Source organism: Thiomicrorhabdus chilensis DSM 12352, from assembly GCF_000483485.1.
GTDB lineage: Bacteria > Pseudomonadota > Gammaproteobacteria > Thiomicrospirales > Thiomicrospiraceae > Thiomicrorhabdus > Thiomicrorhabdus chilensis.
Genome location: NZ_KI519609.1, coordinates 1212838 through 1235773, shown reverse-complemented (window position 1 = coordinate 1235773; position 22936 = coordinate 1212838). Strand labels below are relative to the sequence as shown.

The following is a 22936-nucleotide window of genomic DNA, read 5'->3' as shown; positions in this document are numbered from 1 at the left end:
GTCAGCCATGACTGATTATCAAGTTGAATTTCATACCAACATGCAGTCGATTCCGGCTTCTGAATGGAATGCCCTGGTCAGCGATAACAATCCGTTTGTGCGTCATGAGTTTCTTCAGGCCTTGGAAACTCACCGCTGCGTCAGCCCTCGGTTCGGTTGGATACCGCATCATATGACGCTGCGCCAAGATGGCCAATTGATCGCCGCCCTGCCTTTATATGAGAAACACAATAATTATGGCGAATTTGTCTTTGACCACAGCTGGGCAGAGGCTTGGGAAAAAGTCGGCTTGCCTTACTATCCGAAATTGGTCAGCGCAGTGCCCTACAGTCCAGTGACCGGCCCCAGGATGTTAATTCACCCACATCAGGATTCAGCGGAAGCCATTCAGGCCTTCATGCTTCAACAACTCAAGCAATATGCTTTGGATCAGGGATTCAGCGGATGGCACTGTCTGTTCGCCAACCACAATGAACAGGCCTGGTTATCTCGCCAGTCAGACATCCTTACCCGCCACGACTGCCACTTTCACTGGTTCAATCACAACTACGCAAATTTCGATGATTTTCTGGCCTTGTTGACCGCTAAAAAACGCAAAAACATCCGTCAGGAACGCAGCAGTCTGGAAAAATCGGGAATCCGCATCAGAATCTTGGACGGCCACAACGCCACGGATGAAGACTGGGAGTATTTCAGCCATTTTTACTACAAAACCTTTACCGAAAAATGGAGTACGCCGACTCTGAATAAAGGGTTTTTCAAGGAAGTGGCAGAGGCGTTACCCGATCAAACCCTGTTGGTTTTGGCGGATGATACCCATGGCCAATGCATCGCCGGCGCTTTGATGTATCGCAGTGATTCCGTTCTTTACGGACGCCACTGGGGGTGCATTCAAGAGGTCAAAAACCTGCATTTTGAAGCCTGTTATTATCAGGGCATTGAATACGCCATTGCACAGGGTCTGCAACGCTTTGAACCCGGAGCCGGCGGCGAACATAAAATTGCGCGTGGTTTCATACCCGTTAAAACCCGGTCGGCGCACTGGCTGGCCAACAACCCTTTTCCGGAAGGCATGGCCCACTTTCTAAAAGCCGAAAAACAGGCTATTGACGAGTATTATCAGGAGTGCCAGCTGCACAGCCCTTACAAATCGCAAACCTGAACCAACCTGAGCTAAACAAAGCTAACCGTTTTATTTATTTTGGTAAAACCGCGGGCCTGCTCAGATTGAACTTATCAAGTGGCGTTTATTTTTATGGCTTATGCTGGGAACGTTACTTTTTGCGGTTTGGCAAAAAAGTAACCAAAAAACAAACCCTGCTCAAATCCTCGAAACTTGCTAAATTCATTCGCTTAATAGTGCAAACTCGCCTGCGGCTCAAACAGTGCACTATTTTAAACGCTCATTTCATTAAGCAAGCGAACGAGGTTTTTCAAAGGGGTATGGAAGTGCCGAGCTGAACCGACCTTAGCTAAGGAACCTCTTATTTAATCAAGGATTCCCTAAGCTAACCGTATGATTTATTTTAGTAAAACCAGCAGGCCTGCTCAGATTGAAAAGATTAAAAACACTTGGCCCTTGTGCTCTTAAAGGTTTTACCCCGTTACCCAAAATCAATTGCCAGAAACAAAAAAGGGGCTGATCAAATGATCAAGCCCCTTTAATTGTAGATTTAAACTGACGATTCAGAAAAGGATCAGGAATTTTCCGGCAACACCAGATTCAATTCCAATACCTCAAAGCCATCTGCTTCATCCACTGAAATCTGCAGTTTTTCCTGATCGATATCGACATATTTGGCGATGACCGCCAGGATTTCTTCACGCATTTTAGGCAGATAATCCGGCGTATTGCGTTCCGAACGTTCATGCGCCAGCAGAATCTGCAATCGATCTTTAGCCACCGTCGCCGATTTCTTTCTTCTTTGTCCAATAAGATAATCGAGTAATGCCATTCTTTACTCCTTATTACTTGCCAAACAGCTTTTTAAACAGGCCTTTTTTCTCGACCGTCAGAAAACGATGCTCCACTTCCTCACCCAGAAAACGGTCCACCACATCCGCATAGGCTTGCGCAGCCGCAGAGTTTTCATCCAGCACAACCGGCGCACCGGCGTTTGATGCGTTTAATACATCTTCTGACTCTGGAATCGCACCCAATAAAGGCACACTCAATAGATCAATCACATCTTCAACTGACAGCATCTCACCGGTTTCAACTCGGTTAGGGTTGTAACGCGTCAATACCAAATGCTCTACAATTGGGGCTTCGCCTTTTTCGGCACGCTTGGACTTGGCCTGTAAAATCCCCAAAATACGGTCGGAATCTCGCACCGAAGAGACTTCCGGATTGGTGACTATCAGGGCTTCATCGGCAAAATACAGCGCCAGTTGCGCGCCCTTTTCGATGCCTGCCGGGGAATCACAGATAATGTAATCAAATCCGGCTTCCTTAAGGTCTTCAATGACTTTTTCAACGCCTTCCAGCGTCAACGCATCTTTATCACGGGTTTGCGAAGCTGCCAAAATAAAAAGATTAGGTACCCGCTTGTCCTTGATCAAGGCCTGTTGCAAAGAGGCTTCGCCCTGAACGACATTCACAAAATCATAGACAACACGGCGTTCACAGCCCATGATCAAGTCCAGGTTACGCAAGCCCACGTCAAAATCGATAACCGCCACTTTATAGCCTTTTAAAGCCAAACCGGTTGAAAAACTTGCACTTGTGGTGGTTTTACCCACGCCTCCCTTACCGGAGGTCACTACGACTACACGAGACACTCTGACTCCTTTATCATCTAGCAGTGAGATGGTTTATATATTTCAAATTGTTATTAAAACCCGATACACGAATCAACATACCGTGGATTCAACTTAAATGGATAATAATGCTAATTATAGTGGTTTAAAATTTAATTGTTCGTTCAATAACGACACTTCGACAAAGCCTTGTTTGTATTCCGGCAAAATGTCTTCCGACAACTGATAGAGTCCGGCAATGCAGACCAGTTCCGCATCGATTTTCTGTGCAAAGATGCGGGCCGACGTTTCCCCCTGCGAACCGGCAAAGACCTTGCCGCGCACGGTGCCGTACACATGCACATTGCCGTCTGCGATAATCTCCGCTCCCGGATTGACCGATCCCATGACAATCAGATCACGGTCTTTGGCGTAAACTTGCTGGCCGGAACGCACCGCATGGTTGATGACCATAGCGCTCTTCAGGCCGCTACAATTTTCTTTTTGATCGCTTTTTTCAGGTTTTGGACGTTTTTTGACTTTAGCCTCTCCACTGAAAACCGCCAGGCCTGCATAATTGGCTTGCTCTTTGATGGATTCATCCTCGGTACGAATGCCGATCGGAATCATCTGTTTCTGATGCAACAACTCAACCAATAACGCCAAAAAAGTGGGATCCAAATTGCCGACTTCGGGTTCCAACACCACGGGAATGCCTACAAAAAAATCGGGCGCTTGACTGACCTTTTGCTCTAATGCCTGTTTGGTTTGTTCGATATCGTTGCTGAACAGTTTTAACACCGTCAACGAAAGAATAGACCCTTTAAGGTCAATGACTTTATTCATAATATTATTTTGGTTCTCTGGAATATACGAGGGTAGCGAAAGCAGTCTACTAGAGCGCTCCAGCCCTGTCAATTCAGTCTTTCAGATAGATTTTCCGAGCATGGAAAAAGCATATGAAAACCAAGAAAAAGCGGTTAAATTGAAGTTAAACCTTATTACAGAAAATATCTATTATTTAGTGAGAGGAGATTTTTTATGTACGTTCACCCTATTGGTGAAAAGATAAAACATTAAAATGGTCAGGAAACCGACACCATATCGTCCAATCCAATCATGGACAAAGTGAAACAGTTCAGGTGAATCAATCACCACCAAAGTGATGCCTAACATACGCACCGTATTGATCAACACAAGTCCAGCATAACCGATTAGAAGCCATACAATTTTGCTTTTGAAGTCAGTTGGATAAGCCAGAATAGCGGCTAAATAAAGCAGGTAAGGCGTCAAACCATTGCATTCATGCAAGATTTGCAGATGCATTTTATTGGAAAGAATCAAGGTGTCCGCTTGAATCAGAACCGGAAGATGTAGCCATTCCACCCAAAGACGGGTGATGAAAATGGTTAACTGGGTTTGCCATTCATTGAAAACAAAAAAAGGGCTGAACCCCTCGAAAAACAGCAAAAAAAAGAGCAGTGCAACCCAGAGAAGATAGCGTATTGCAAACCCTACCATCTGAATTGACCGCTCTTTTTAATCACAATCTAAAATAAGCTAAATTAAGTTAGACAAAATCTAATGCTTATTTAGAAAGCTTTCTGCGTGCAACCAACGCACCCAAACCAAGGAAGGCTAGCACAGACGCCAACAAGCTGGTGTTGTCGTAAGCACTGAAACCGTTGCTGCTACTGCTCTTCTCATAGACAGTCAAATCAGCTGGCGCTTCCTGGGTGTCATCATTCACATATTCAGGAACCGATTCATCCGTTGTAGACTTGATTGGCGTCAGACGAATTGTAAAGGTACCATTTTCTGTAAAGTCTTTTTCGCCAACTACATCAGCAGTAACATCGCCGATTTCAACGATATAAGACAAGCCAAGATTCAAGACATCTTCGATGGAGCCAATAGAATAGAGTCCACTGTCATCTTCAGCCCAAGCTTCCAACTGATCTGCAGATATCGGTGCGAAATCATCCGCAAAACCTGACAACCACTGATAATCCACTTCGGCGGTTGCAGGATCATCTCCCCAAAAAGCCACCAAACGGTCATCCGTTAATGGGTTATCATCAAAGTCGTAGAATATACCCGCTGGCTCATAGATGCTTGGCATCCAGTCACCGAAAATGTCAGTATAGTTGGCAGTCAAAGGTCCGCTATTTTCAATCGTGTAATCGTTAGTCAACTTAACTGGGAAATAAGCACGCTGATCACTGAAGAAACCATCGCTAGGATGTTTTGGTGGATCAGCCGGCCCGAACAGACCCGCAGAGAACGGTGCCAAATCTTCAGCATCAAAAATATCACCCGCCGGAGTAGTCGAAACATCTTCACCTGTACCAATCGAAAGTGTCAGGTTCCCACCTGCATCACCCGGTGTAAATCCAGCTCCAACCCCAAAACCGACTTCAATCTTGAAACCGGACAGACGGCTGTCGGTGTAGTTATTCAGTTTCTGAAGCACCATGTAACGACGTGAACCTGCTTCATCTTCTACATTAAAGACCAAATCAATACCTTCGTTACCTGCTCCATCCACAGTGGTCGGCAGAGCACTAACCTTGAAACGTTTGTGTGTCTGGAACGGGCTGTCACACAAGGTCGGATTCGGGTTGTCAGAATCCAACCAACCGTCATCCGGAGTTGAACCTGAATAGTTCGGGTTGTCACTGAATTTATAATAGGAGGTACTCATAATACAGCTGGCCGGTTTGCTGTTCGACAGAACAGCGGCTGGGTCTGTGACGCTAATCGCCTTGACACCTGATGGCTCCCCCACTGGCCAGTCTTTACCGTAAAGATTCCCCATCACATTGCCTGCCCCGTCATCAACTTCACTGACGAAAGTATCGCCGTAAGTCATAGCCGAGTAGCTACCGTCCGACTCTGTAAAGGCTTTTGCTAATTCTTCACCTGTATCCACATCAACAATTTTGACATTAACATTACCAAGGTTCCAAGCACCAAAACCCTGCGCTTCGGCATCCACAACCGGACTTGGCAAAGCTTGCTGGGTGCCAACAATTTTACCTGCTTGAGCGGCGGTCATCGCCGTCATACAAGCCGCGGCCACCAAACTTAGTTTAAACATGTTTTTTTTCATTTTTTCCTTCTCCTAGAAGTATTAACGATTATTTGAACTTATAACTTCTTTGTTATTTTTTAATACAACCTTATCACAACTATATTTTATAAAAAAGTTACACTTCAGTTAACATTGACTATATATCAAATACGCAGTTATATCTATCACCTGAATGGGTGAATTTGATAGAAAGCAAAGCTTTTTGCCCGTTTAGTCGCTTCTTGAAGAAGATATTTTCTAGGCAGCGAGATTAAATTCTGTTATCTTTTTACCCATAAAATTGATTAAATGACAATCTATAGGGTAGTACGATTTCAATGCAAACGCAATTACAGGTTTTACCGCACAACAGTCCTTGCTCCAAGGTGCGTGATTTCACACACCTATTAAAAGATCATGAAGTTCTGTTGAAAGCGGTGCATATTCAGTCGTGCCTTATCTACGGTCATCGTCTGCAGGCGATTTTACAAAGCGAAATTCCCTTTATCAGTGAAATGACAAACTGCCACATGATGGCGATTTGCCTGAACCAACAAGGCCGATTACGGTTTGAGTTCATGCTGGATGGCAAAAAGCAGATTTTGAAAGGATTGAAAGGCTTTAAAATCAAGCCGCACCAGCTTAATCTGTCCGCTTTTTTTAAACGTTGCCGGAAAGAGATCAGCCAACCCGATACACACATGCAGCTTGACGGCCTGACCGATTTCTTTGAAGGCGTCTTAACTAAAAAGCAAAGCCAGACACTTGAACAAAAGTTGCGTTTTAAAAAAGCTTTTGTGTTGCCAATTATGGGCTATGAAGGCGAGCATATCGGTTATTCCATTTTTGTATTCCAACAAAATCAAACCCCGGTTATTAGCAACCTGAGCAAGATTAACGCACTCTTCCAGACAGTAATTCAGCCCTTGTACGATACAGGCAGCCAAACCTTCTATTCCAAATGCACCCGCGTTTGCACCGATATGCCGCTGTTGACTGAAACTGAAAAGCGCATCATCAAAAACCTGTTGGAGGCAAAGTCCTACCCGAAAATAGCCGAAAAACTCAACATCAGTTTGAATACGGTAAAAACCCACATGAAAAATATCTTCGCCAAGTATCATGTGAATTCCAAATTGGAACTCTACAACAAAATCAACAAAAGTGGACTCTAAAACCTACACAAACAAACAGGCCTGGTCATAACCAGGCCTGTTTGTTTTTACATTGATCTAACGATAGAATCTGAGCGTTGCTACCCTCAGATATTCTAGCGTTTACCGCCGGCAGAACCACTGCCCCCCATCGAACCAGAGCCCGTCCTATTTGCAGGACGAGACTCGGAGCGAATCACGCCACGATCACTTTTCAATCCGTTTTGAGTAGAATCTGAACGGTACTCTTTTTCATAAGTATATTGCTTTTGAATTTTGTGCTGATGCTGGATCTGTTTGTTCCCGGCAGGGTTTTCCGGCCCCATGCGCATGTTATTGTTCTGCTGCAGCTGCTGAATCTGTTGTTGGGACTGCGTGGAAATAGCGTCACCCTCAGCGGCCCAAGCAGACGACATGCTTAAAGAATAACCCAATATTGCCGTTCCCATCACTTTTAACATTTTCATGCTGATCTACCTCTAAATTTAATAAATAATCCATCATGCCTGCTTCAATCATCATGCTTGATCGCAATAATGACTTTGCTTTTGACTTGATTACAATCATATATGGTAAATTTTCCCACGTCAATAATTATATCTGTATTCTTGATAAGAGACTTCCATATCCGGCGGTTTCTATACCCAACAAAAAATAACAAAATCCGGAAAAATCCTTAAATAATATAGGGTTAAAACACACTCAAAACGGGATATCGGCTTTCATTCCACTAAAAAATAGTTATACTAAAGTCTTTATGAGGCGAACCAACTCATGTATAAACGTTATCACCACTCCAATCTTGAGCAAGCCGAAGCAACGCTTGGCCACATACTTGACATCATTGAAGATGGCGTCTGGGATTGGAATGCTTTGACCGGTGAGGTGATTCGCAGCCCCGGCTGGTACCGGATGCTTGACTATGACATTGAGGCTTTGAAAGAAAATGTCTTTACCTGGGAAGAGATCATTCACCCCGATGACTACCCGGGAGTGATGGCACACTTTGAAGCCTACACTCAAGGACAAATAGAAAACTATCGCATCCAATACCGTTGCAAAAAGAAAGACGGCAGCTATCTCTGGATCGAAGACTCAGCCAAGATCGTGGCACGCACTCCATCGGGAAAAGTGGCCAGAATGATTGGCTCTCACACCAATATCCATCAACAAAAATTAGCTCAACAAGAACTCGAAAAACAAAACCGGCTACTGGCCGAAGACAATCTCAGCCTGGAAGGTCTTGTTGAGCAACGCACTCAAGAGCTCTCCGAGTTAAATCAAACACTGTATCAAAAGATTGAAAACGTTCAATATAATGCAACCCACGATGTTTTGACCGGGGTTTACAATCGCCGCTGCTTTGAGGAACGCCTGCAAAAAGAGATCAGTCGGGCCAAACGCTATTGTCACCCGCTTTGCATCATCCTGATCGACATCGATGACTTCAAAGTATTCAATGACCGTTACGGCCACAAACAAGGCGATCTGATTTTGCAAAAAGTGGCGAAATTGCTTGAAGAACACCTTCGTGAAACAGATACAGTTGCACGCTGGGGCGGGGAGGAATTTGTCATTATCCTCCCGGAAACAGACAAACTGGTCGCGATTGAGAAAGCCGAAAGCCTTCGTCAATTGATTGCCAATTTACGCTTTAACAAAAACAGTAAGATTACCTGCAGTTTCGGCGTGACCGCTTTCATGGAAGGAGACTGCGCCGATTCGATCTTTTCGCGTACTGACAAAGCGCTCTATCGAGCTAAAAAATTGAGCCGAAACAACGTGCAAGTGGAATGAATTTAATCGAAATGGGAATCTTTAGGCTTTTAGAATAAGTGAGGTTAGGTTCAGAGTTACTGCTGGTTAGATTTTCTGAAGTGTTAAAACGCTTTGAACTAAGCTTAAAGATGGTGCCCAGGGCCGGAGTCGAACCGGCACAGTGTTTCCACCGGGGGATTTTAAGTCCCCTGCGTCTACCAATTTCGCCACCTGGGCATATAGATAAAGTACTGCGAAAGCATCGCCGTACGTTAAATGCAATTCTTGATCAATCTACTAAAGGGTAAATTGGAGGCGGAACCCGGAGTCGAACCGAGGTCCACGGATTTGCAATCCGCTGCATAGCCACTCTGCCATTCCGCCATATTGGAGCGGGAAACGAGGATCGAACTCGCGACCCCAACCTTGGCAAGGTTGTGCTCTACCGCTGAGCTATTCCCGCTGATGAGGCCGTATTATAGGGCTTTACGGCTTAAGGTCAAGCACTTTTAACAAAAGATTCTTAAATAATAAACTCTTTCTTGCTGTTTTCCCGGCTCTTTATCAAGGCTTTTGCAAACTAACTGTTTGATTCTGTTGAACGAATGATTTCAGGCAGAGCCGCACGCGTGTATTGGGCCCAGGTGATCACCGTCAGAACCGCAGCAAAATAGAGCATCGGGAAACCGAGTTGGCCCCAATCAATGCCCCACAGCTCGCCGCCATAAATCAACCACGTCAAGGCGGCCAACTGCGAAGCGGTTTTGATTTTCCCCAAACTGGAGACCGCCACCACTTCGCGCGCATTGTTTTCCGCCATCCACTCCCTTAGCGCCGAGATACTCACTTCACGCATGATAATAACCACGGCCGATAGAATCACCCAGATATTGTCATGATATTCGGCGGCCACCACAATCAATGCTGCGGCCACAATCAGCTTGTCGGCCACCGGGTCCAAAAATGCCCCCAGCTTGCTGTCAGACCCGAGTTTACGGGCCAGGAACCCGTCAAACCAATCGGTAATGGCGGCAATCATAAACGCCAGGCCGGCCCAGAAACGGGCATCTTCGATGGGCGCATAGTAGCAGATTAAAAACACAGGGATCAAAACGACTCGTGACCAAGTCATCATCATGGGAATGGATTGAACATTCATGTTAAATGTTTCTCTTGAATAAAACTGTAATGAGTAAAACCGAAACGGGCCTTTCTATAAAGAAGTAATACTATCATGTTTAAACCGATTATAAGTGCTAAAACCACCTGAACAAGGCTTTAATGCCGGCAATACGTTGAGTGATTTAAAGCCATTAAATCAACGCAAAGCAGGTAGGCCTTTCTAAAAAACTGCAGGTTAAAGGCTGCCATGAAAAAAGTCATAGATATTCTGAGCTTTATCCTTGCTGATACCTTTCACTTTTGATAACTCCTGCACCGAGGCATTTTTGATTTCATTCAAACCGCCAAAGTGTAACAGCAAAGCCTTTCTGGTTTTAGGGCCTATGCCCTCAATGGCTTCCAGACTGGAAGAGGTTTGCGCCTTGGTACGTTTTGCGCGGTGCGAGGTGATCGCAAAACGGTGTGCTTCGTCTCGAATGTAATTAATCAAGTGCAACGCCATATCGTCGGCTTCCAAATCAATGCCTTCTGGGTTATAGGGCGTGTACAGAATTTCCAGACCGGCCTTACGCCCCTCACCTTTGGCAACCGACACCAGCGGCACCGACTCCAACTCCAGCGACTTGAGTACCTCTATGGCCTGGTTAAGCTGGCCTTTTCCGCCGTCAACCACAATCAAGTCCGGCAAAGGTGTCCCCTCTTTCCTGATACGGCTGTAACGTCTTTCCAAGGCCTGATGCATGGCGGCGTAATCGTCTCCCGCTTGAACGCCCTCAATATTGAACTTACGGTATAACTGAGTATTAGGCACACCATCCTTAAAGACCACACAACTGGCAATGGTATGGCTGCCTTGAGTATGACTGATATCAAAACATTCCATGTGCTGTGGAGGTTGCGCTAATGCCAGCGCTTCCTGCAACGCCTGCAGACGCTCATACTGACTGGCTTTTTGCCCCAGGTGCTGTTTCAATCCGGTGATGGCATTGGTGGTCGCCAATTGCATCAAGCCTTTTGCAGTCTGTTGCACAGGTCGCTGAATCCTGACTTTATGTTGACGTTTCTCACTCAACCAGTTTTCCAGCAAAGGCTGCTCGGGCAACTGAGTGGGCAGCAATACGATGGCCGGAACCGGATGGTGTTCGTAATGCTGGGTGATGAAGGCAGACAGCACCGCCGCTTCATCGACTTTTTGCTCCAGCCATTCAAGCGCTTTTGGATAATAGTGTTCGCTGCCCCATAGGTTGCCTCCGCGGTACATCATCAGACACACGCAGACTTGATTAGCCTGTTGCGTAATCGCCAGTACATCCATGTCCTTGGCACCGGGCTGGTTGATCAGATGCTGGCTCTGAATGGCGCGCAAAGCGGACACTTTGTCTCGATAATCGGCGGCCAACTCAAACTCCAATTGTTCGGAAGCCTGTTCCATTTTTCGTCCCAACTCGTCAATCACATCAAAGCTCTTGCCTTCCAGAAACATCAAGGTATGGCGTACATCCTCGTCGTATTCCTGCTTGCTGACCAACCCCGCCACACAAGGACCGGAACAACGTTTGATCTGATACTGCAAACAAGGGCGTGAACGATGATTGAAGACGCTTTCCGCACACTGGCGCACCGGAAAGATCTTCTGCAGGGCTTGCAGGGTTTGATGCACCGCCGAGGCATTTGGGAATGGACCGAAATACTTGCCAACTTTGCGTTTGGCACCACGATGGTAACTTAAAGACGGAAACTTTTTACCTGTAGAAACAAAGATATAAGGATAAGACTTGTCATCACGAAACAGGATATTGTATTTGGGTTTATGGCGTTTGATCAGGGTGTTTTCCAGAATCAACGCTTCGCTTTCGGTATCGGTCACGGTCACTTCGATGAAAGCCACCTGCGCCACCATGGCGGCCGTTTTGATCTCTTCGTGTGATTTCTTAAAGTAACTCGACACCCGTCGCTGCAGGTTCTTGGCTTTGCCCACATAGATGATTTTACCGTCCTGGTTGTACATACGGTAAACGCCCGGGCGCTGTGTCAGTTGCTTCAGATAGGCACCTATATCAAATTGATGCGGATTTTCAAGATCTGAATTTTCCGTTCTCATCTCTGATGGTTTTTGAACCGCGGCCTTTACCGAGTTTTCAGAACCGTCAGAGTGCTCGACTTGATCGTTGTTTGCGGAATTGTCGGATTTTTTTGAGGACATAAGTGTGAACGTTGTAAAATGCTATAAACCAAACCGTATTATAAAGGATTCAGGATGGAACAAGGCCCTCAAAACAACCAGCAAGACCCGCAGGGATTCAAAAAACTCGCCTCAGCGGTGGAGTCATTGGTCAAACAGGAGCGTTGGACAAGACGTTTCGCCAATCTTTTAAAGCTCGCGATTGCCGCCTACATAATATTCTTTATTACGGTAGCCGTTCAGAACATGAATCAGTTGGACGAACTCGAATCTATGGCCAAGGGTAAAGAACACGCAGCCATCATCAAGCTTGAGGGGGCCATCATGCCAGGTTCCAAGATCAGTGCGGAAACCCTCAACCCACTTTTGCAAAAAGCCTTTGCCAACCCATCCAGTAAGGCGGTCGTCATTCAGGCCAATTCACCGGGTGGCAGCCCGGTTCAGTCGGCTTTGATCAACGATGAAATCACCCGCCTAAAGAAAAAATACAACAAACCGGTCTATGTCGTTGTGGAAGACTTATGTGCCTCCGGCTGTTATTACATTGCGGTGGCCGCCGATAAGATTTACGCCAACAGAGGTTCTATGGTCGGTTCAATCGGCGTTCGCATGGACAGTTTCGGCTTTACCGAACTGATGGATAAGATGGGCATCGAGAACCGCTCCATGCATGCAGGTGAACACAAAACCTTCATCAACCCTTTCGCACCGGTTGACGAAGAGGGCCGTAAGTTCTTCCAGGAACGCATTCTGGAACGCACCCACCAGCAGTTTATTGAAACCGTTCGCGCCGGCCGTGGCGATCGTATCAAGGAAAACGAACTGACCTACTCCGGCCTGGTCTGGCTGGGCGATGAAGCCATTGAGAACGGCTTGATTGACGGCTTGGGCGACATGGGATCAGTGGTGCGTGACGTGGTAGGCGTCAAACACAGTCGTATTTACGAATCTGAGAAATCCTTAATTGAGGAGTTGATGGGTGACATCAGCTCGGAAACTGCCAGCAAATTGTCGCTTTATCTAACCACGCTACACTGAACGTTTTTAGACAAAACATCCGGCTTTTACTGCTTTTGCAAGCGGTTAAGCCGGAATAGGCAATGTTTTAAAATGGACAGGCCTGCTCATTTTGAATCGCATTCAAGCGAGCATACCCCCTTATCGCAATCTCTTTCTGAGCCTAGGGGCTTCCGAGCTCAGCTTCAGGCATAAAAAAACCCGCGATGGACCATTGTCATCGCGGGTTTTTTATTTGAGGCTAACGAGCGTCGATGTTAGGCGACCGCCACTCCGATGTCAGCCAGGTTTTTGGGAGACTCAACTTCATAGTCCGCCATCTCGTCAAACTGCAGATAACGGTACACTTCGTCGCCCATGGTATTCAACATACCGACTGCATCCATATATTCCTGAATGGTCGGAATGCGGCCCAATACCGAACACACTGCCGCCAATTCCGCAGACCCCAGATAAACGTTTGCACCGTTACCCAAGCGGTTCGGGAAGTTACGGGTCGAAGTCGAGAACACGGTTGCACCATCGGCCACTCGGGCCTGGTTACCCATGCACAAGGAACAACCCGGCATTTCGGTACGGGCGCCTACCTTGCCGAAAATGCTGTAATAACCTTCTTCGATCAACTGGCGTTCATCCATTTTAGTCGGCGGCGCAATCCACAAGCGAGTCGGCACGTTGCCCATCTGTTCAAGAACTTTACCGGCCGCACGGTAGTGGCCGATATTGGTCATACACGAACCGATGAAGACCTCATCAATTTGGGTGTTTTCGACTTCTGACATCAACTTGACGTCATCCGGATCGTTCGGACAGGCGACAATCGGCTCTTTGATTTCATTCAAATCGATTTCGATGACCGCTGCATAGTCGGCATCAGCATCGGCTTCCAACAATTGCGGATTATCAATCCACGCCTGCATCTCATCACGGCGGCGAAGCAAAGTACGCGCATCCTGGTAACCGTTTTCAACCATCCAGTCAATCAACGCCATGTTCGATTTAAGGTATTCGATAATTGGCGCTTCACCCAGTTTCACCACACAGCCGTTGGCGGAACGTTCGGCAGATGCATCGGACAGTTCAAACGCCTGTTCGACCTTAAGGTGCTCAAGACCCTCGATTTCCAAAACGCGGCCGTTGAAAACGTTTTTCTTACCTTTCTTCTCTACCGTCAAATGGCCTTCCTGAATCGCTTGATACGGGATTGCGTTGACCAGGTCACGCAGAGTGATGCCTGGTTGCATCTCGCCTTTAAAGCGAACCAGAACCGATTCCGGCATATTCAGAGGCATCACACCCAAGGTTGCGGCAAACGCCACCAAACCGGAACCGGCCGGGAAAGAAATCCCGATTGGGAAACGCGTATGCGAGTCACCACCTGTACCCACCGTATCCGGCAGTAACAGTCGGTTCAACCAAGAGTGGATGACCCCATCACCCGGGCGCAAGGCTACCCCGCCGCGGCTGGTCATGAAGTCCGGCAAGGTATGCTGCAATTTGATGTCCACCGGTTTCGGGTAAGCGGCGGTATGACAGAAAGACTGCATCACCAAGTCCGCAGAGAAACCTAAACACGCCAGTTCTTTCATTTCATCACGTGTCATCGCACCGGTGGTGTCCTGAGAGCCCACGGTGGTCATGTGCGGTTCGCAATACATCCCGGGACGTACACCCTCGATACCACAGGCTTTACCGACCATCTTCTGCGCCAAGCTATAACCGTGAGCCGCCTGAGACTTGTCTTGGGGACGCATGAACACCTCAGAAGGCTCCATGCCCAAAGCTTTACGAGCTTTATCGGTCAAACCACGTCCGATGATTAACGGTACACGACCGCCTGCACGCACTTCATCCGGCATGGTGTCCGGTGCCAACTCAAACGTTGAAATGGTCTCACCGGCTTCGTTGGTGATTTTGCCTTCATAAGGATGGATGGTGATCACATCGCCCATATTAAGCTGTTCGACATCACATTCAATTGGCAAAGAACCGGAATCTTCCGCTGTGTTAAAAAAGATCGGGGCGATCTTACCACCCAGAACCACACCGCCCTGTCGCTTGTTAGGGACATAAGGAATATCGTCACCGAAAAACCACATCACCGAGTTCATCGCCGATTTACGTGAAGAACCGGTACCCACCACGTCACCGACATAAGCGACCGGGTGGCCTTTGGCTTTCAAGGATTCAATCGTACCGTCAACATCATCCATTCTCGACGCCAACATCTCTTTGGCATGCAATGGAATATCTGGACGAGACCAGGCTGCCGTTGCAGGAGAAAGGTCATCGGTATTGGTTTCGCCTTCTACCTTAAATACAGTAACGGTGATGCTTTCAGGCATCTTAGGCTTATTGGTAAACCATTCCGCATCCGCCCAAGACTTCACCACTTGCATGGCATAATCGTTGGTTTTGGATTTTTCAACCACATCGTGATACGCATCGTAAACCAGCAAGGTTTTAGACAACGCCTTCACCGCCTCTTCCGCAACCGCCGAGTTTGGGCTGTCCAGCAACTCAATCAATGGCTGCACGTTGTAACCACCCAGCATGGTTCCCAAAAGGAAGGTCGCTTTTTCAGGCGTGATCAAATCAACCGCGACTTCCCCTTTTGCCACGTCGGCCAAAAAACCGGCTTTAACGTAAGAAGCCTCATCCACACCCGGCGGAACACGGTTGCTCAACAGGTCTAGCACAAACGCTTCTTCACCTTCTGGCGGATTTTTAATCAACTCAACCACTTTTGCGGTTTGTTCCGCATCAAGAGGAAGTGGTGGAATACCCTGTTCAGCACGTTCAGCAACATGACTACGATAGGCTTCTAACATAGAGGAAGTCTCCTAAAAACTAAGAATAATATGTGAATTGCGATATAATACCACACCATTAATTTCAGATAAAAAGGGTTAGCATAAATGTTACTTTCAGAATTGACCGCTATTTCTCCAGTTGATGGCCGTTACGGCGCACGCTTGGACAACTTAAAGGAAGTCTTCAGTGAATACGGCTTAATCAAAAACCGTGTGAAAGTGGAAGTGTTCTGGTTGCGCATGCTCGCCAACCATCCCGGAATTCCGGAAGTTCCGCCTTTAAGCGCCGACGCCGAAAACCTGTTGATCAAACTGGTTGATGAGTTCACCTTGGAAATGGCACAGCGTGTCAAGGAGATTGAGCGTACCACCAACCATGACGTCAAAGCGGTGGAATACCTGATCAAAGAACATTTCGGCGACAATGCAGAACTGAACGCTATCAGCGAATTCGTGCATTTTGCCTGTACTTCTGAGGACATCAACAACCTATCTTATGCTTTGATGCTTAAAGATGCCCGTCAGGACATCATCATTCCTGAAATGGACAAGTTGATTGCCAAAGTCGTGGAGATGGCACAGGAGATGGCGGACATACCGATGATGTCTCGTACCCATGGCCAGCCAGCATCTCCGACCACAGCAGGTAAAGAGTGGGCCAACGTCGCTTACCGTCTGCAGCGCCAGGCCAAACAGCTTATGAATGTGCAGATCATGGGTAAAATTAACGGCGCGACCGGTAATTACAACGCTCATTTGGCCGCCTATCCGCAAGTTAACTGGTATGAATTGTCAGAACAGTTTGTGCAAAGCTTGGGCCTAGCTTGGAATCCTTATACCATCCAGATCGAACCGCATGATTATATTGCCGAATACTTTCACGCCATGCAGCGTTTCAACACCATCCTGATCGACTTCGATCGCGATGTCTGGAGTTATATCTCCATCGGCTTCTTCAAACAGAAAACCGTGGCCGGTGAAATTGGTTCTTCGGCGATGCCGCATAAGGTCAACCCAATCGATTTCGAAAACTCCGAAGGGAACTTGGGCATCGCCAATGCGATTTTTGACCACCTGGGTCAAAAACTGCCGATCTCCCGCTGGCAACGTGACCTGACCGACTCAACGGTTTTACGTAACCTGGGTGTCGGTGTGGCACATACCATCATTTCCTTGCAAGCGACCATGAAAGGGCTGGGCAAACTGGAAGTGAATGCAGAAGCCATGGCGGAAGATCTGGACAACAACTGGGAAGTGTTGGCCGAAGCTATTCAAACCGTCATGCGCCGCTTCGGATTTGAAAAGCCGTACGAAAAACTGAAAGACCTGACACGTGGCCAGCGCGTCAACAAAGAGATCATGCAGAACTTTGTGGACGGCCTGGACGGTCTTCCTGAAGAAGCCAAAGAATATCTGCGCAACCTGACGCCTGCAACCTACATCGGTAATGCGGCGCAGCAAGCGGCCAACATTGAACTGGCCATCACCATACTCAAAGGTCGATAATAGTGATTATTTCGCTCCTATAACGTGCTACTTCTTTGTCAGAAACGGGTCGTGTATAAGAATACACTCCCTTGTTCTTCCTAGAATTAGCACACTCTAGAAACGATCTAATTCACTATTATTTTTTTGACTAAAATCGTTTCAAACCCACCCATGCGGTGGGTTTTTTATTGTTGACACAGCCCGAATACAATTAGGAATCGCATTATGATTCAGTTTCAAGAGATTGATTTAAAAACGTTTCTATCCGAATATTGGCAAAAGAAACCCTTGCTGATCCGTAACGCCCTGCCCGGTTTTGAATCCCCCCTTTCCGCCGAAGAACTGGCAGGCCTGTCCCTAGAGGAGGAAGTCGAAAGCCGCATTGTAATCCAGCATGGAGACCAAGACTACCAGTTATTGAAGGGTCCATTTGACGAATCGGCTTTCAGTGAACTCCCGGAACAGAATTGGACACTGTTGATTCAGGGGGTGGATCGTTTGATTCCCGATGTCACCGACCTGCTCAACGACTTCGATTTTTTGCCGTGCTGGCGTATCGACGACATCATGATCAGCTATGCAACTCAAGGCGGCAATGTCGGCCCGCATTTTGACCATTACGACGTCTTTCTTCTGCAAGCCGCCGGAAAAAGACGCTGGCAGCTGACCTCTCAGGATTGCACCGAAGACAACTATATCCAGGGCGTCGATCTGCGTTTGATGAAAACCTTCAAAGTCGAAGAAGACCACGTATTTGAAACGGGCGACATTCTCTATCTGCCGCCCAAATGGGGACACCACGGTGTTGCTCTGGACAATGAATGCATGACCTACTCTATTGGCTACCGTACCTATCGCGGCCAGGAGCTGTGGGACAGCTTTGGCGACCACCTTTCCGAAATGGGTGCTTTCAAAGACCTCTACATCGACCCGCAATGGCCAGACAAGCTCAATCCGGGTGAAGTGACCGATGCTGCAGCCGATCAGGCTCAGGAATTATTGCAATCCATCCTGCAAGACCGAGGCCTGCTCAAAACCTGGTTTGGACGATTTGCGACCCAGTTGGATCAAGTGGCCGCTCAGCAATTACCCGAACCGCTGACCCAAGAAGAAACCCCGTCCATCGAAGACTTTTCCGGAGCCTTAATGGTCGAAAACGGCCTGATTAAAGACCCCGTTTGCCGCTTTGCCTATGCGGAAATGGACGATAAACCCCTGCTTTATATCAACGGTGCCATCTGGAACGACTTCGGTGCACAGCCGGCTTTGATTCGCCAGGTCGCCAATCAGTCTTTCCTAACCCAGAAAGATTTGAGTAAACTCATTTCACATTCCGGCAATCTGGAACTCTTGTTTGATCTTTGGAAACTGCAGTATTTGGTGTTTATCGAATAAAATTCAGTTTATTTAAATGTCTTCAAAAACTGAGCAGGCCTGTTCAGTTTTCTTGGGTTTTCAGTCCGTCACGATGGCCAACTGCGATTCAGACAAACTTGGAATAGGCACATGAAATCATCCACAAACAATGACCCTTTCGATATAGAGCGTTTTGTCAAAGCCCAACAAGACACCTACCCGAGAGCCCTTGCCGAATTGCAAGCAGCTCGCAAGCGTTCTCACTGGATGTGGTTTGTGTTTCCGCAGATAGACGGTTTGGGCCACAGTCAAACCACGATCTTTTATGCGATCAAAAGTCTGGAGGAAGCCAAAGCCTATTTAGACCATCCTGTTTTAGGGACGCGTTTAATGGAATCTGTTCAAGCGGTTGTGGCGATTGAGGGCACCAGCCTGCTGGAGATTTTCGGCAAGCCGGATAATAAAAAATTCTGCGCCTGCATGACCTTGTTTGCAGAGGCCGCAGAAGATAAAAGACTGTTTCAAAAAGCGATAGACAAATTTTGTGACGGCCAGTTGAGCGAAAAGACCTTAGAGGCTCTTAATCGGCTCTAATCCGGTTTTGCTCTTTTCTACACCTTGAGGACAGTTTTGGCATAACTTGAGTCGTCCATCTCTACGACCTCGACCGTAATCACCATCGAGGACATCATTACGCCCTTCACGCTTTTGAGCAATGTTTGCGTCAATAGCTGTTTCTCATCCTGCGTTTTCCCTGTATGAATTCGGCAAATGATATGCATGAAACCGGAATCGCTTTCACCCAGTTGGTAATGCTCAACCGGGTGCGCCCGTACTTTGATGTTTTGCTCGTCAAAAAGCCTGGTGGATTTGACGGCATAAAACGCTTCTGAAAGCAGGAACTTAACGAGTTTACGAGAGAGTGATTCCTGACTGTATTCGATAATGATATGTGGCATAACTAAATCTTTTATTGTTTTAATCTTTTATTGTTTTTTTGTATTTATATTCAATAGGTAAAAGGTTACATCAGCCAGGCACCGTCAGCTTGAGGGGGTTTCTGCTCATGTTATTCTTAATAATCAACAAAATGAACAGGCCTGGGTAACGCGATTTTTAAAAGCGGTTCGGATCGTCCAAAGCGCATAAAGGCTTTTAAAGTGTAAACACATCAAACCCCTCATCAGCGACAATCTCTTTCATACCGCTATGGGTCAACACGGCAGAAGAAGCGCGTTCCGGATGCAGGTAGCGTTCAGCAACCTCCCGCAACTCGTTGACGGTGCTCGAAATCACGCCTTCTCGATAAGCCATACGCACATCGTGCGTACGACCATACAATGATTGGTAAAACGCTTTCTTGGCTTCACCGGCAGGAGATCCCGGTCTATCCATTGCACTGATGACATTGAGAATGGCTTCGTCGACCTTGGCCTGCGTCATCTCATTGCTCATCAACCAATCCTTGGCCTTGGCGAAATCATCGTAAGTTTCCAGCAAACGCGGATCACGGTATGAATAGAAAACAAAAGCTGCCGCCTCACCGTTGTAGGTCGCACCGCCACCGTAGGCCCCGCCCTTTTCACGAATGGCCGAATGTAGAAAGCCGTTGCGCAAACACGCCCCTAAAACGGCAAGCTTGGGAGCATCGGCATGATCCGCCAATACGGCCGGATAGGCCTGTGCACAGAAATTAACCTGTGTACTGGTGACCCAGGCCTGCTTGATTTGGCCGTGTGATGCTTGCAACTTAAAGCCTTCTTGCCTTTGAGCAGGCTGAGAGAGCTTTTTCCAGCGACTCTGCATGCCGTTAAGTGCCGAAGCATGTCCCGCTTCATCCACCACCAACAATCCCTGTTTGGGGGCTTGAGTTAACTTGTCCTGAATGCCCTTAAGCTCTTCGGCAAAACTTTCCATTCGGGTTGAATCTTTGAGCTGTTCATGCAACTGCTTGATGAATTGGATACCGGCAAAACCGCTGCGCTCGAATTTCCATTTCGCCATCGGTGTGAAACTTTGCGTGGCGGCCATCATCGCCAAACCATGACCGTTTCCGGTGATGCCATGGTCAACACTGGCTCGTACCTGGCCAACCAAATCCTTGATGCGTGCCAACTCGTCAAAACGCGCGCTATAAAGCGTGTCTTCCATCAAACCAGCCAAAGCTTCCTGATTACGGTTAAGCGCCTTGGAGGAAAGAATATAGTGGCTGTGACACGCGCTTGGATCGCCTATTTTGGAGTGAACGGCAGAACGAGCGGAAATGCCGCCGGAAATGGCCGCCTGAAATTCTTGGGTCTGGATATAATCCCGACCACCACACCCGACTTCGGTCAAACAGGTGTTGAACAACGGCAAAATGGCTTTCTCATGTTCCGAAAAATCGGGAAGATCAATCAACACTTGCTCATAAACCAGGCCATTGGTTCCGCACTGGTATTGATGCACCGGCAAGTCGCCAACAGCACCTTGCTCACCTTGAATAATTTTGATCTCAGTCGGGATATCGTCCTTGGTCACTTCCGGTAGAATATCGGCATCGTCAATCTGTTCCTGACGTTCCGCCAGCGCTAGCGCCAGGTCCACAATTTGCTGTTTTTCAGAAACGGACAGGCCTGCTTGAATTTGAGCCAGCTTCTGCTTCTCTGTTTCTTCCTCACGCTTGGCCAACTCTTTATCCGGTCGCATGCACAAACGTACACGGTGCGGATTATCCAGCAACCACGACTGTATCAAGTTCGGGATAAAACGGGGGTTTTTGATTTCCTCTTCCAATTCCTGCAATGCGTCGTCCAAATCCAATAAAGCAATTGGGTCACCATCGTGCAAAGCACCGGGCAGGGCATGTAAAATCAACTGCAAACCATAAGGATAGCTGTCCCCTCCCACTTCACGCTGGGAGAGTTCCAATTGGTGCAGCATGGCCTCCACCTGTTGCTGATCGACACCAACATTCACAATGCGTTGTAATTCATCGATAATCAAATGCTCAACCGCTTCAGCGTGCTCGGCTTCAGAGCCCTGCAAGCCGACGGAAAACACCATCTCTTTATTGGACTCTTCCAAACCGCACAACGGCGACGCAGCCGTGCCCAAATCAGTCTCTTCCAACACTTTACGCAATGGCGAGGCACTGTTGTCCAAAAGCACCGAACTCAGCAGATGCCCTTTTAACACCTCTTTTGGATCCTGATTCAATCCCAACAACCAGCCCAATACAAGATGAGTTTTATGGGCACTCTCCTCCTCATCCAACGCGTAGAATTTTTCAACCGTCTGAGGTTTATCAAAACGCTCTTCCAAGCCAACATGCACCTGCGGCACTGGCGAATCGAAACGCTTCAAAGCAAGCTCTTCAAACCCGGTCTGGTGTTGCAAAGCACTGATGTCACCATAGGTCATAAACACCGAGTTGGAAGGATGGTAATGTGCCTGATGGAATGCCACCAACTGCTGATGCGTCAAATCCGGGATATCGACCGGCTCACCGCCGCTGTTGTAGTGATAGGTATTGGTCGGGTACAGGGATTCGGTCAAACTCTGCCAAAGACGTGAAATCGGCGAACTCATGGCCCCTTTCATCTCATTGAAAACCACACCTTTATAGGTCAGGGGTGAATCCGGGTTATCCATCTCCTCAAATTCAAAACGGTGCCCTTCCTGAGCGAAATCCAGCTCATCCAGATTCGGGAAAAATACCGCGTCCATATAGACCTGCAACAGGTTCTGGAAATCTTTACGGTTTTCCGTGGCGAATGGATAAGCGGTCCAATCACTCGACGTGAAGGCATTCATAAAGGTATTCAAAGAGCGACGGATCATCATAAAAAAGGGATCGCGTACGGGATACTTCTCGCTGCCGCAGAGTACGGTGTGTTCCAAAATGTGCGCCACACCGGTGGAATCCATCGGTACGGTGCGCAAGGCCACTAAAAATACATTCTGCGGATCGTCAGCCGCCAAATGGTAATGGGTGGCCCCGGTTACCTTGTGCTGGTAGTGCTCAACCGTCAAATTTAAAGTCTCGATAGGGTGCCGACCGATAAATTCAAAAGCAGGATGCGATTTAGACATAAATTTTCCCAAATTATATTTTTAGTGACTTTGTCTGAAATGAATGGGGATTTCCCGAAACATTTTCAAATAAAGACATTCTTTAAACGATAAAAGGCCATTAGAAATGGCCCTTTAAAACAGATTAAAAACCAAAAAGGCTTTCAATCAAGCAAGAAAT

The 22936-nt window shown here is 47.3% G+C and carries 19 protein-coding genes and 3 tRNA genes; 8 read left to right on the top strand and 14 right to left on the bottom strand.

Features of this window, described 5'->3' with window-relative positions; translation table 11 throughout:
* Positions 1-7 precede the first annotated feature (7 nt).
* Both B076_RS0105860 and B076_RS0105855 read left to right on the top strand, forming a co-directional pair.
* Positions 8-1162: a GNAT family N-acetyltransferase gene (locus B076_RS0105860; protein WP_038150824.1), complete on the top strand. Its 1155-nt coding sequence runs from the start codon at positions 8-10 to the stop codon at positions 1160-1162.
* Positions 1126-1461 carry a hypothetical protein gene (locus B076_RS0105855; RefSeq protein ID WP_028486496.1) on the top strand — a complete coding sequence of 112 codons (336 nt, stop codon included), beginning with the start codon at positions 1126-1128 and terminating at the stop codon, positions 1459-1461. The genes B076_RS0105860 and B076_RS0105855 overlap by 37 nt, the downstream gene beginning before the upstream one ends.
* Before the next feature lie 236 nt (positions 1462-1697).
* On the opposite strand, the gene minE is transcribed toward B076_RS0105855, so the two are convergent.
* From minE to B076_RS0105830, 5 genes are all read right to left on the bottom strand, one after another.
* A complete protein-coding gene (minE, locus tag B076_RS0105850; protein ID WP_028486495.1) occupies positions 1698-1955 on the bottom strand; it encodes a cell division topological specificity factor MinE in 258 nt (85 codons plus the stop codon).
* A 13-nt stretch (positions 1956-1968) separates the two neighbouring features.
* Complete coding sequence (minD, locus tag B076_RS0105845; protein WP_028486494.1) at positions 1969-2781, bottom strand: septum site-determining protein MinD; 813 nt, start codon at positions 2779-2781, stop codon at positions 1969-1971.
* A gap of 114 nt (positions 2782-2895) precedes the next feature.
* Positions 2896-3585, bottom strand: a complete 690-nt coding sequence (minC, locus tag B076_RS0105840; protein ID WP_051347202.1) for a septum site-determining protein MinC — start codon at positions 3583-3585, stop codon at positions 2896-2898.
* 171 nt (positions 3586-3756) lie between these two features.
* Positions 3757-4260, bottom strand: coding sequence for an exosortase/archaeosortase family protein (locus B076_RS0105835; RefSeq protein WP_028486492.1), 504 nt, complete (start codon positions 4258-4260; stop codon positions 3757-3759).
* Between the two features lie 67 nt (positions 4261-4327).
* Positions 4328-5851, bottom strand: coding sequence for a choice-of-anchor F family protein (locus B076_RS0105830; RefSeq protein ID WP_028486491.1), 1524 nt, complete (start codon positions 5849-5851; stop codon positions 4328-4330).
* A gap of 299 nt (positions 5852-6150) precedes the next feature.
* Here B076_RS0105830 and B076_RS0105825 point away from each other — a divergent pair, with 299 nt between their 5' ends.
* On the top strand, positions 6151-6987 hold the full coding sequence (locus B076_RS0105825) for a helix-turn-helix transcriptional regulator (protein WP_028486490.1): 837 nt from the start codon (positions 6151-6153) through the stop codon (positions 6985-6987).
* A 95-nt stretch (positions 6988-7082) separates the two neighbouring features.
* On the opposite strand, the gene B076_RS0105820 is transcribed toward B076_RS0105825, so the two are convergent.
* A complete protein-coding gene (locus B076_RS0105820) occupies positions 7083-7433 on the bottom strand; it encodes a hypothetical protein (RefSeq protein WP_028486489.1) in 351 nt (116 codons plus the stop codon).
* 307 nt (positions 7434-7740) lie between these two features.
* Between B076_RS0105820 and B076_RS0105815 the strand changes: the two genes are divergently transcribed.
* A complete protein-coding gene (locus B076_RS0105815) occupies positions 7741-8763 on the top strand; it encodes a sensor domain-containing diguanylate cyclase (protein WP_028486488.1) in 1023 nt (340 codons plus the stop codon).
* A 111-nt stretch (positions 8764-8874) separates the two neighbouring features.
* On the opposite strand, the gene B076_RS0105810 is transcribed toward B076_RS0105815, so the two are convergent.
* The 5 genes from B076_RS0105810 to uvrC form a co-directional block, all read right to left on the bottom strand.
* Positions 8875-8961, bottom strand: a tRNA-Leu gene (locus B076_RS0105810).
* Positions 8962-9034: 73 nt separating this feature from the next.
* Positions 9035-9108: transfer RNA gene (locus B076_RS0105805), tRNA-Cys, on the bottom strand.
* Positions 9109-9112: 4 nt separating this feature from the next.
* Positions 9113-9187: transfer RNA gene (locus B076_RS0105800), tRNA-Gly, on the bottom strand.
* 117 nt (positions 9188-9304) lie between these two features.
* Positions 9305-9883: a CDP-diacylglycerol--glycerol-3-phosphate 3-phosphatidyltransferase gene (gene pgsA, locus B076_RS0105795; RefSeq protein WP_028486487.1), complete on the bottom strand. Its 579-nt coding sequence runs from the start codon at positions 9881-9883 to the stop codon at positions 9305-9307.
* Between the two features lie 198 nt (positions 9884-10081).
* Positions 10082-11947 carry an excinuclease ABC subunit UvrC gene (gene uvrC, locus B076_RS0105790; protein WP_038150822.1) on the bottom strand — a complete coding sequence of 622 codons (1866 nt, stop codon included), beginning with the start codon at positions 11945-11947 and terminating at the stop codon, positions 10082-10084.
* A gap of 156 nt (positions 11948-12103) precedes the next feature.
* Here uvrC and sppA point away from each other — a divergent pair, with 156 nt between their 5' ends.
* Positions 12104-13066: a signal peptide peptidase SppA gene (gene sppA, locus B076_RS0105785; protein WP_028486485.1), complete on the top strand. Its 963-nt coding sequence runs from the start codon at positions 12104-12106 to the stop codon at positions 13064-13066.
* Between the two features lie 236 nt (positions 13067-13302).
* Here sppA and acnB read toward each other — a convergent pair whose 3' ends face one another.
* The gene (gene acnB, locus B076_RS0105780) at positions 13303-15876 is read right to left on the bottom strand and encodes a bifunctional aconitate hydratase 2/2-methylisocitrate dehydratase (protein WP_028486484.1); all 2574 of its coding nucleotides are present in this window, start codon (positions 15874-15876) and stop codon (positions 13303-13305) included.
* Positions 15877-15963: 87 nt separating this feature from the next.
* Here acnB and purB point away from each other — a divergent pair, with 87 nt between their 5' ends.
* From purB to B076_RS0105765, 3 genes are all read left to right on the top strand, one after another.
* Positions 15964-17364, top strand: coding sequence for an adenylosuccinate lyase (purB, locus tag B076_RS0105775; RefSeq protein ID WP_028486483.1), 1401 nt, complete (start codon positions 15964-15966; stop codon positions 17362-17364).
* A gap of 207 nt (positions 17365-17571) precedes the next feature.
* The gene (locus tag B076_RS0105770; RefSeq protein WP_028486482.1) at positions 17572-18741 is read left to right on the top strand and encodes a cupin domain-containing protein; all 1170 of its coding nucleotides are present in this window, start codon (positions 17572-17574) and stop codon (positions 18739-18741) included.
* A 111-nt stretch (positions 18742-18852) separates the two neighbouring features.
* Positions 18853-19296, top strand: a complete 444-nt coding sequence (locus B076_RS0105765) for a DUF1810 domain-containing protein (RefSeq protein WP_028486481.1) — start codon at positions 18853-18855, stop codon at positions 19294-19296.
* Between the two features lie 17 nt (positions 19297-19313).
* On the opposite strand, the gene B076_RS0105760 is transcribed toward B076_RS0105765, so the two are convergent.
* Complete coding sequence (locus B076_RS0105760; protein WP_028486480.1) at positions 19314-19661, bottom strand: 5-carboxymethyl-2-hydroxymuconate Delta-isomerase; 348 nt, start codon at positions 19659-19661, stop codon at positions 19314-19316.
* Positions 19662-19857: 196 nt separating this feature from the next.
* Entirely contained in the window at positions 19858-22776 is a 2919-nt protein-coding gene (locus B076_RS0105755) for an insulinase family protein (protein ID WP_028486479.1), read from the bottom strand.
* Positions 22777-22936 lie beyond the last annotated feature (160 nt).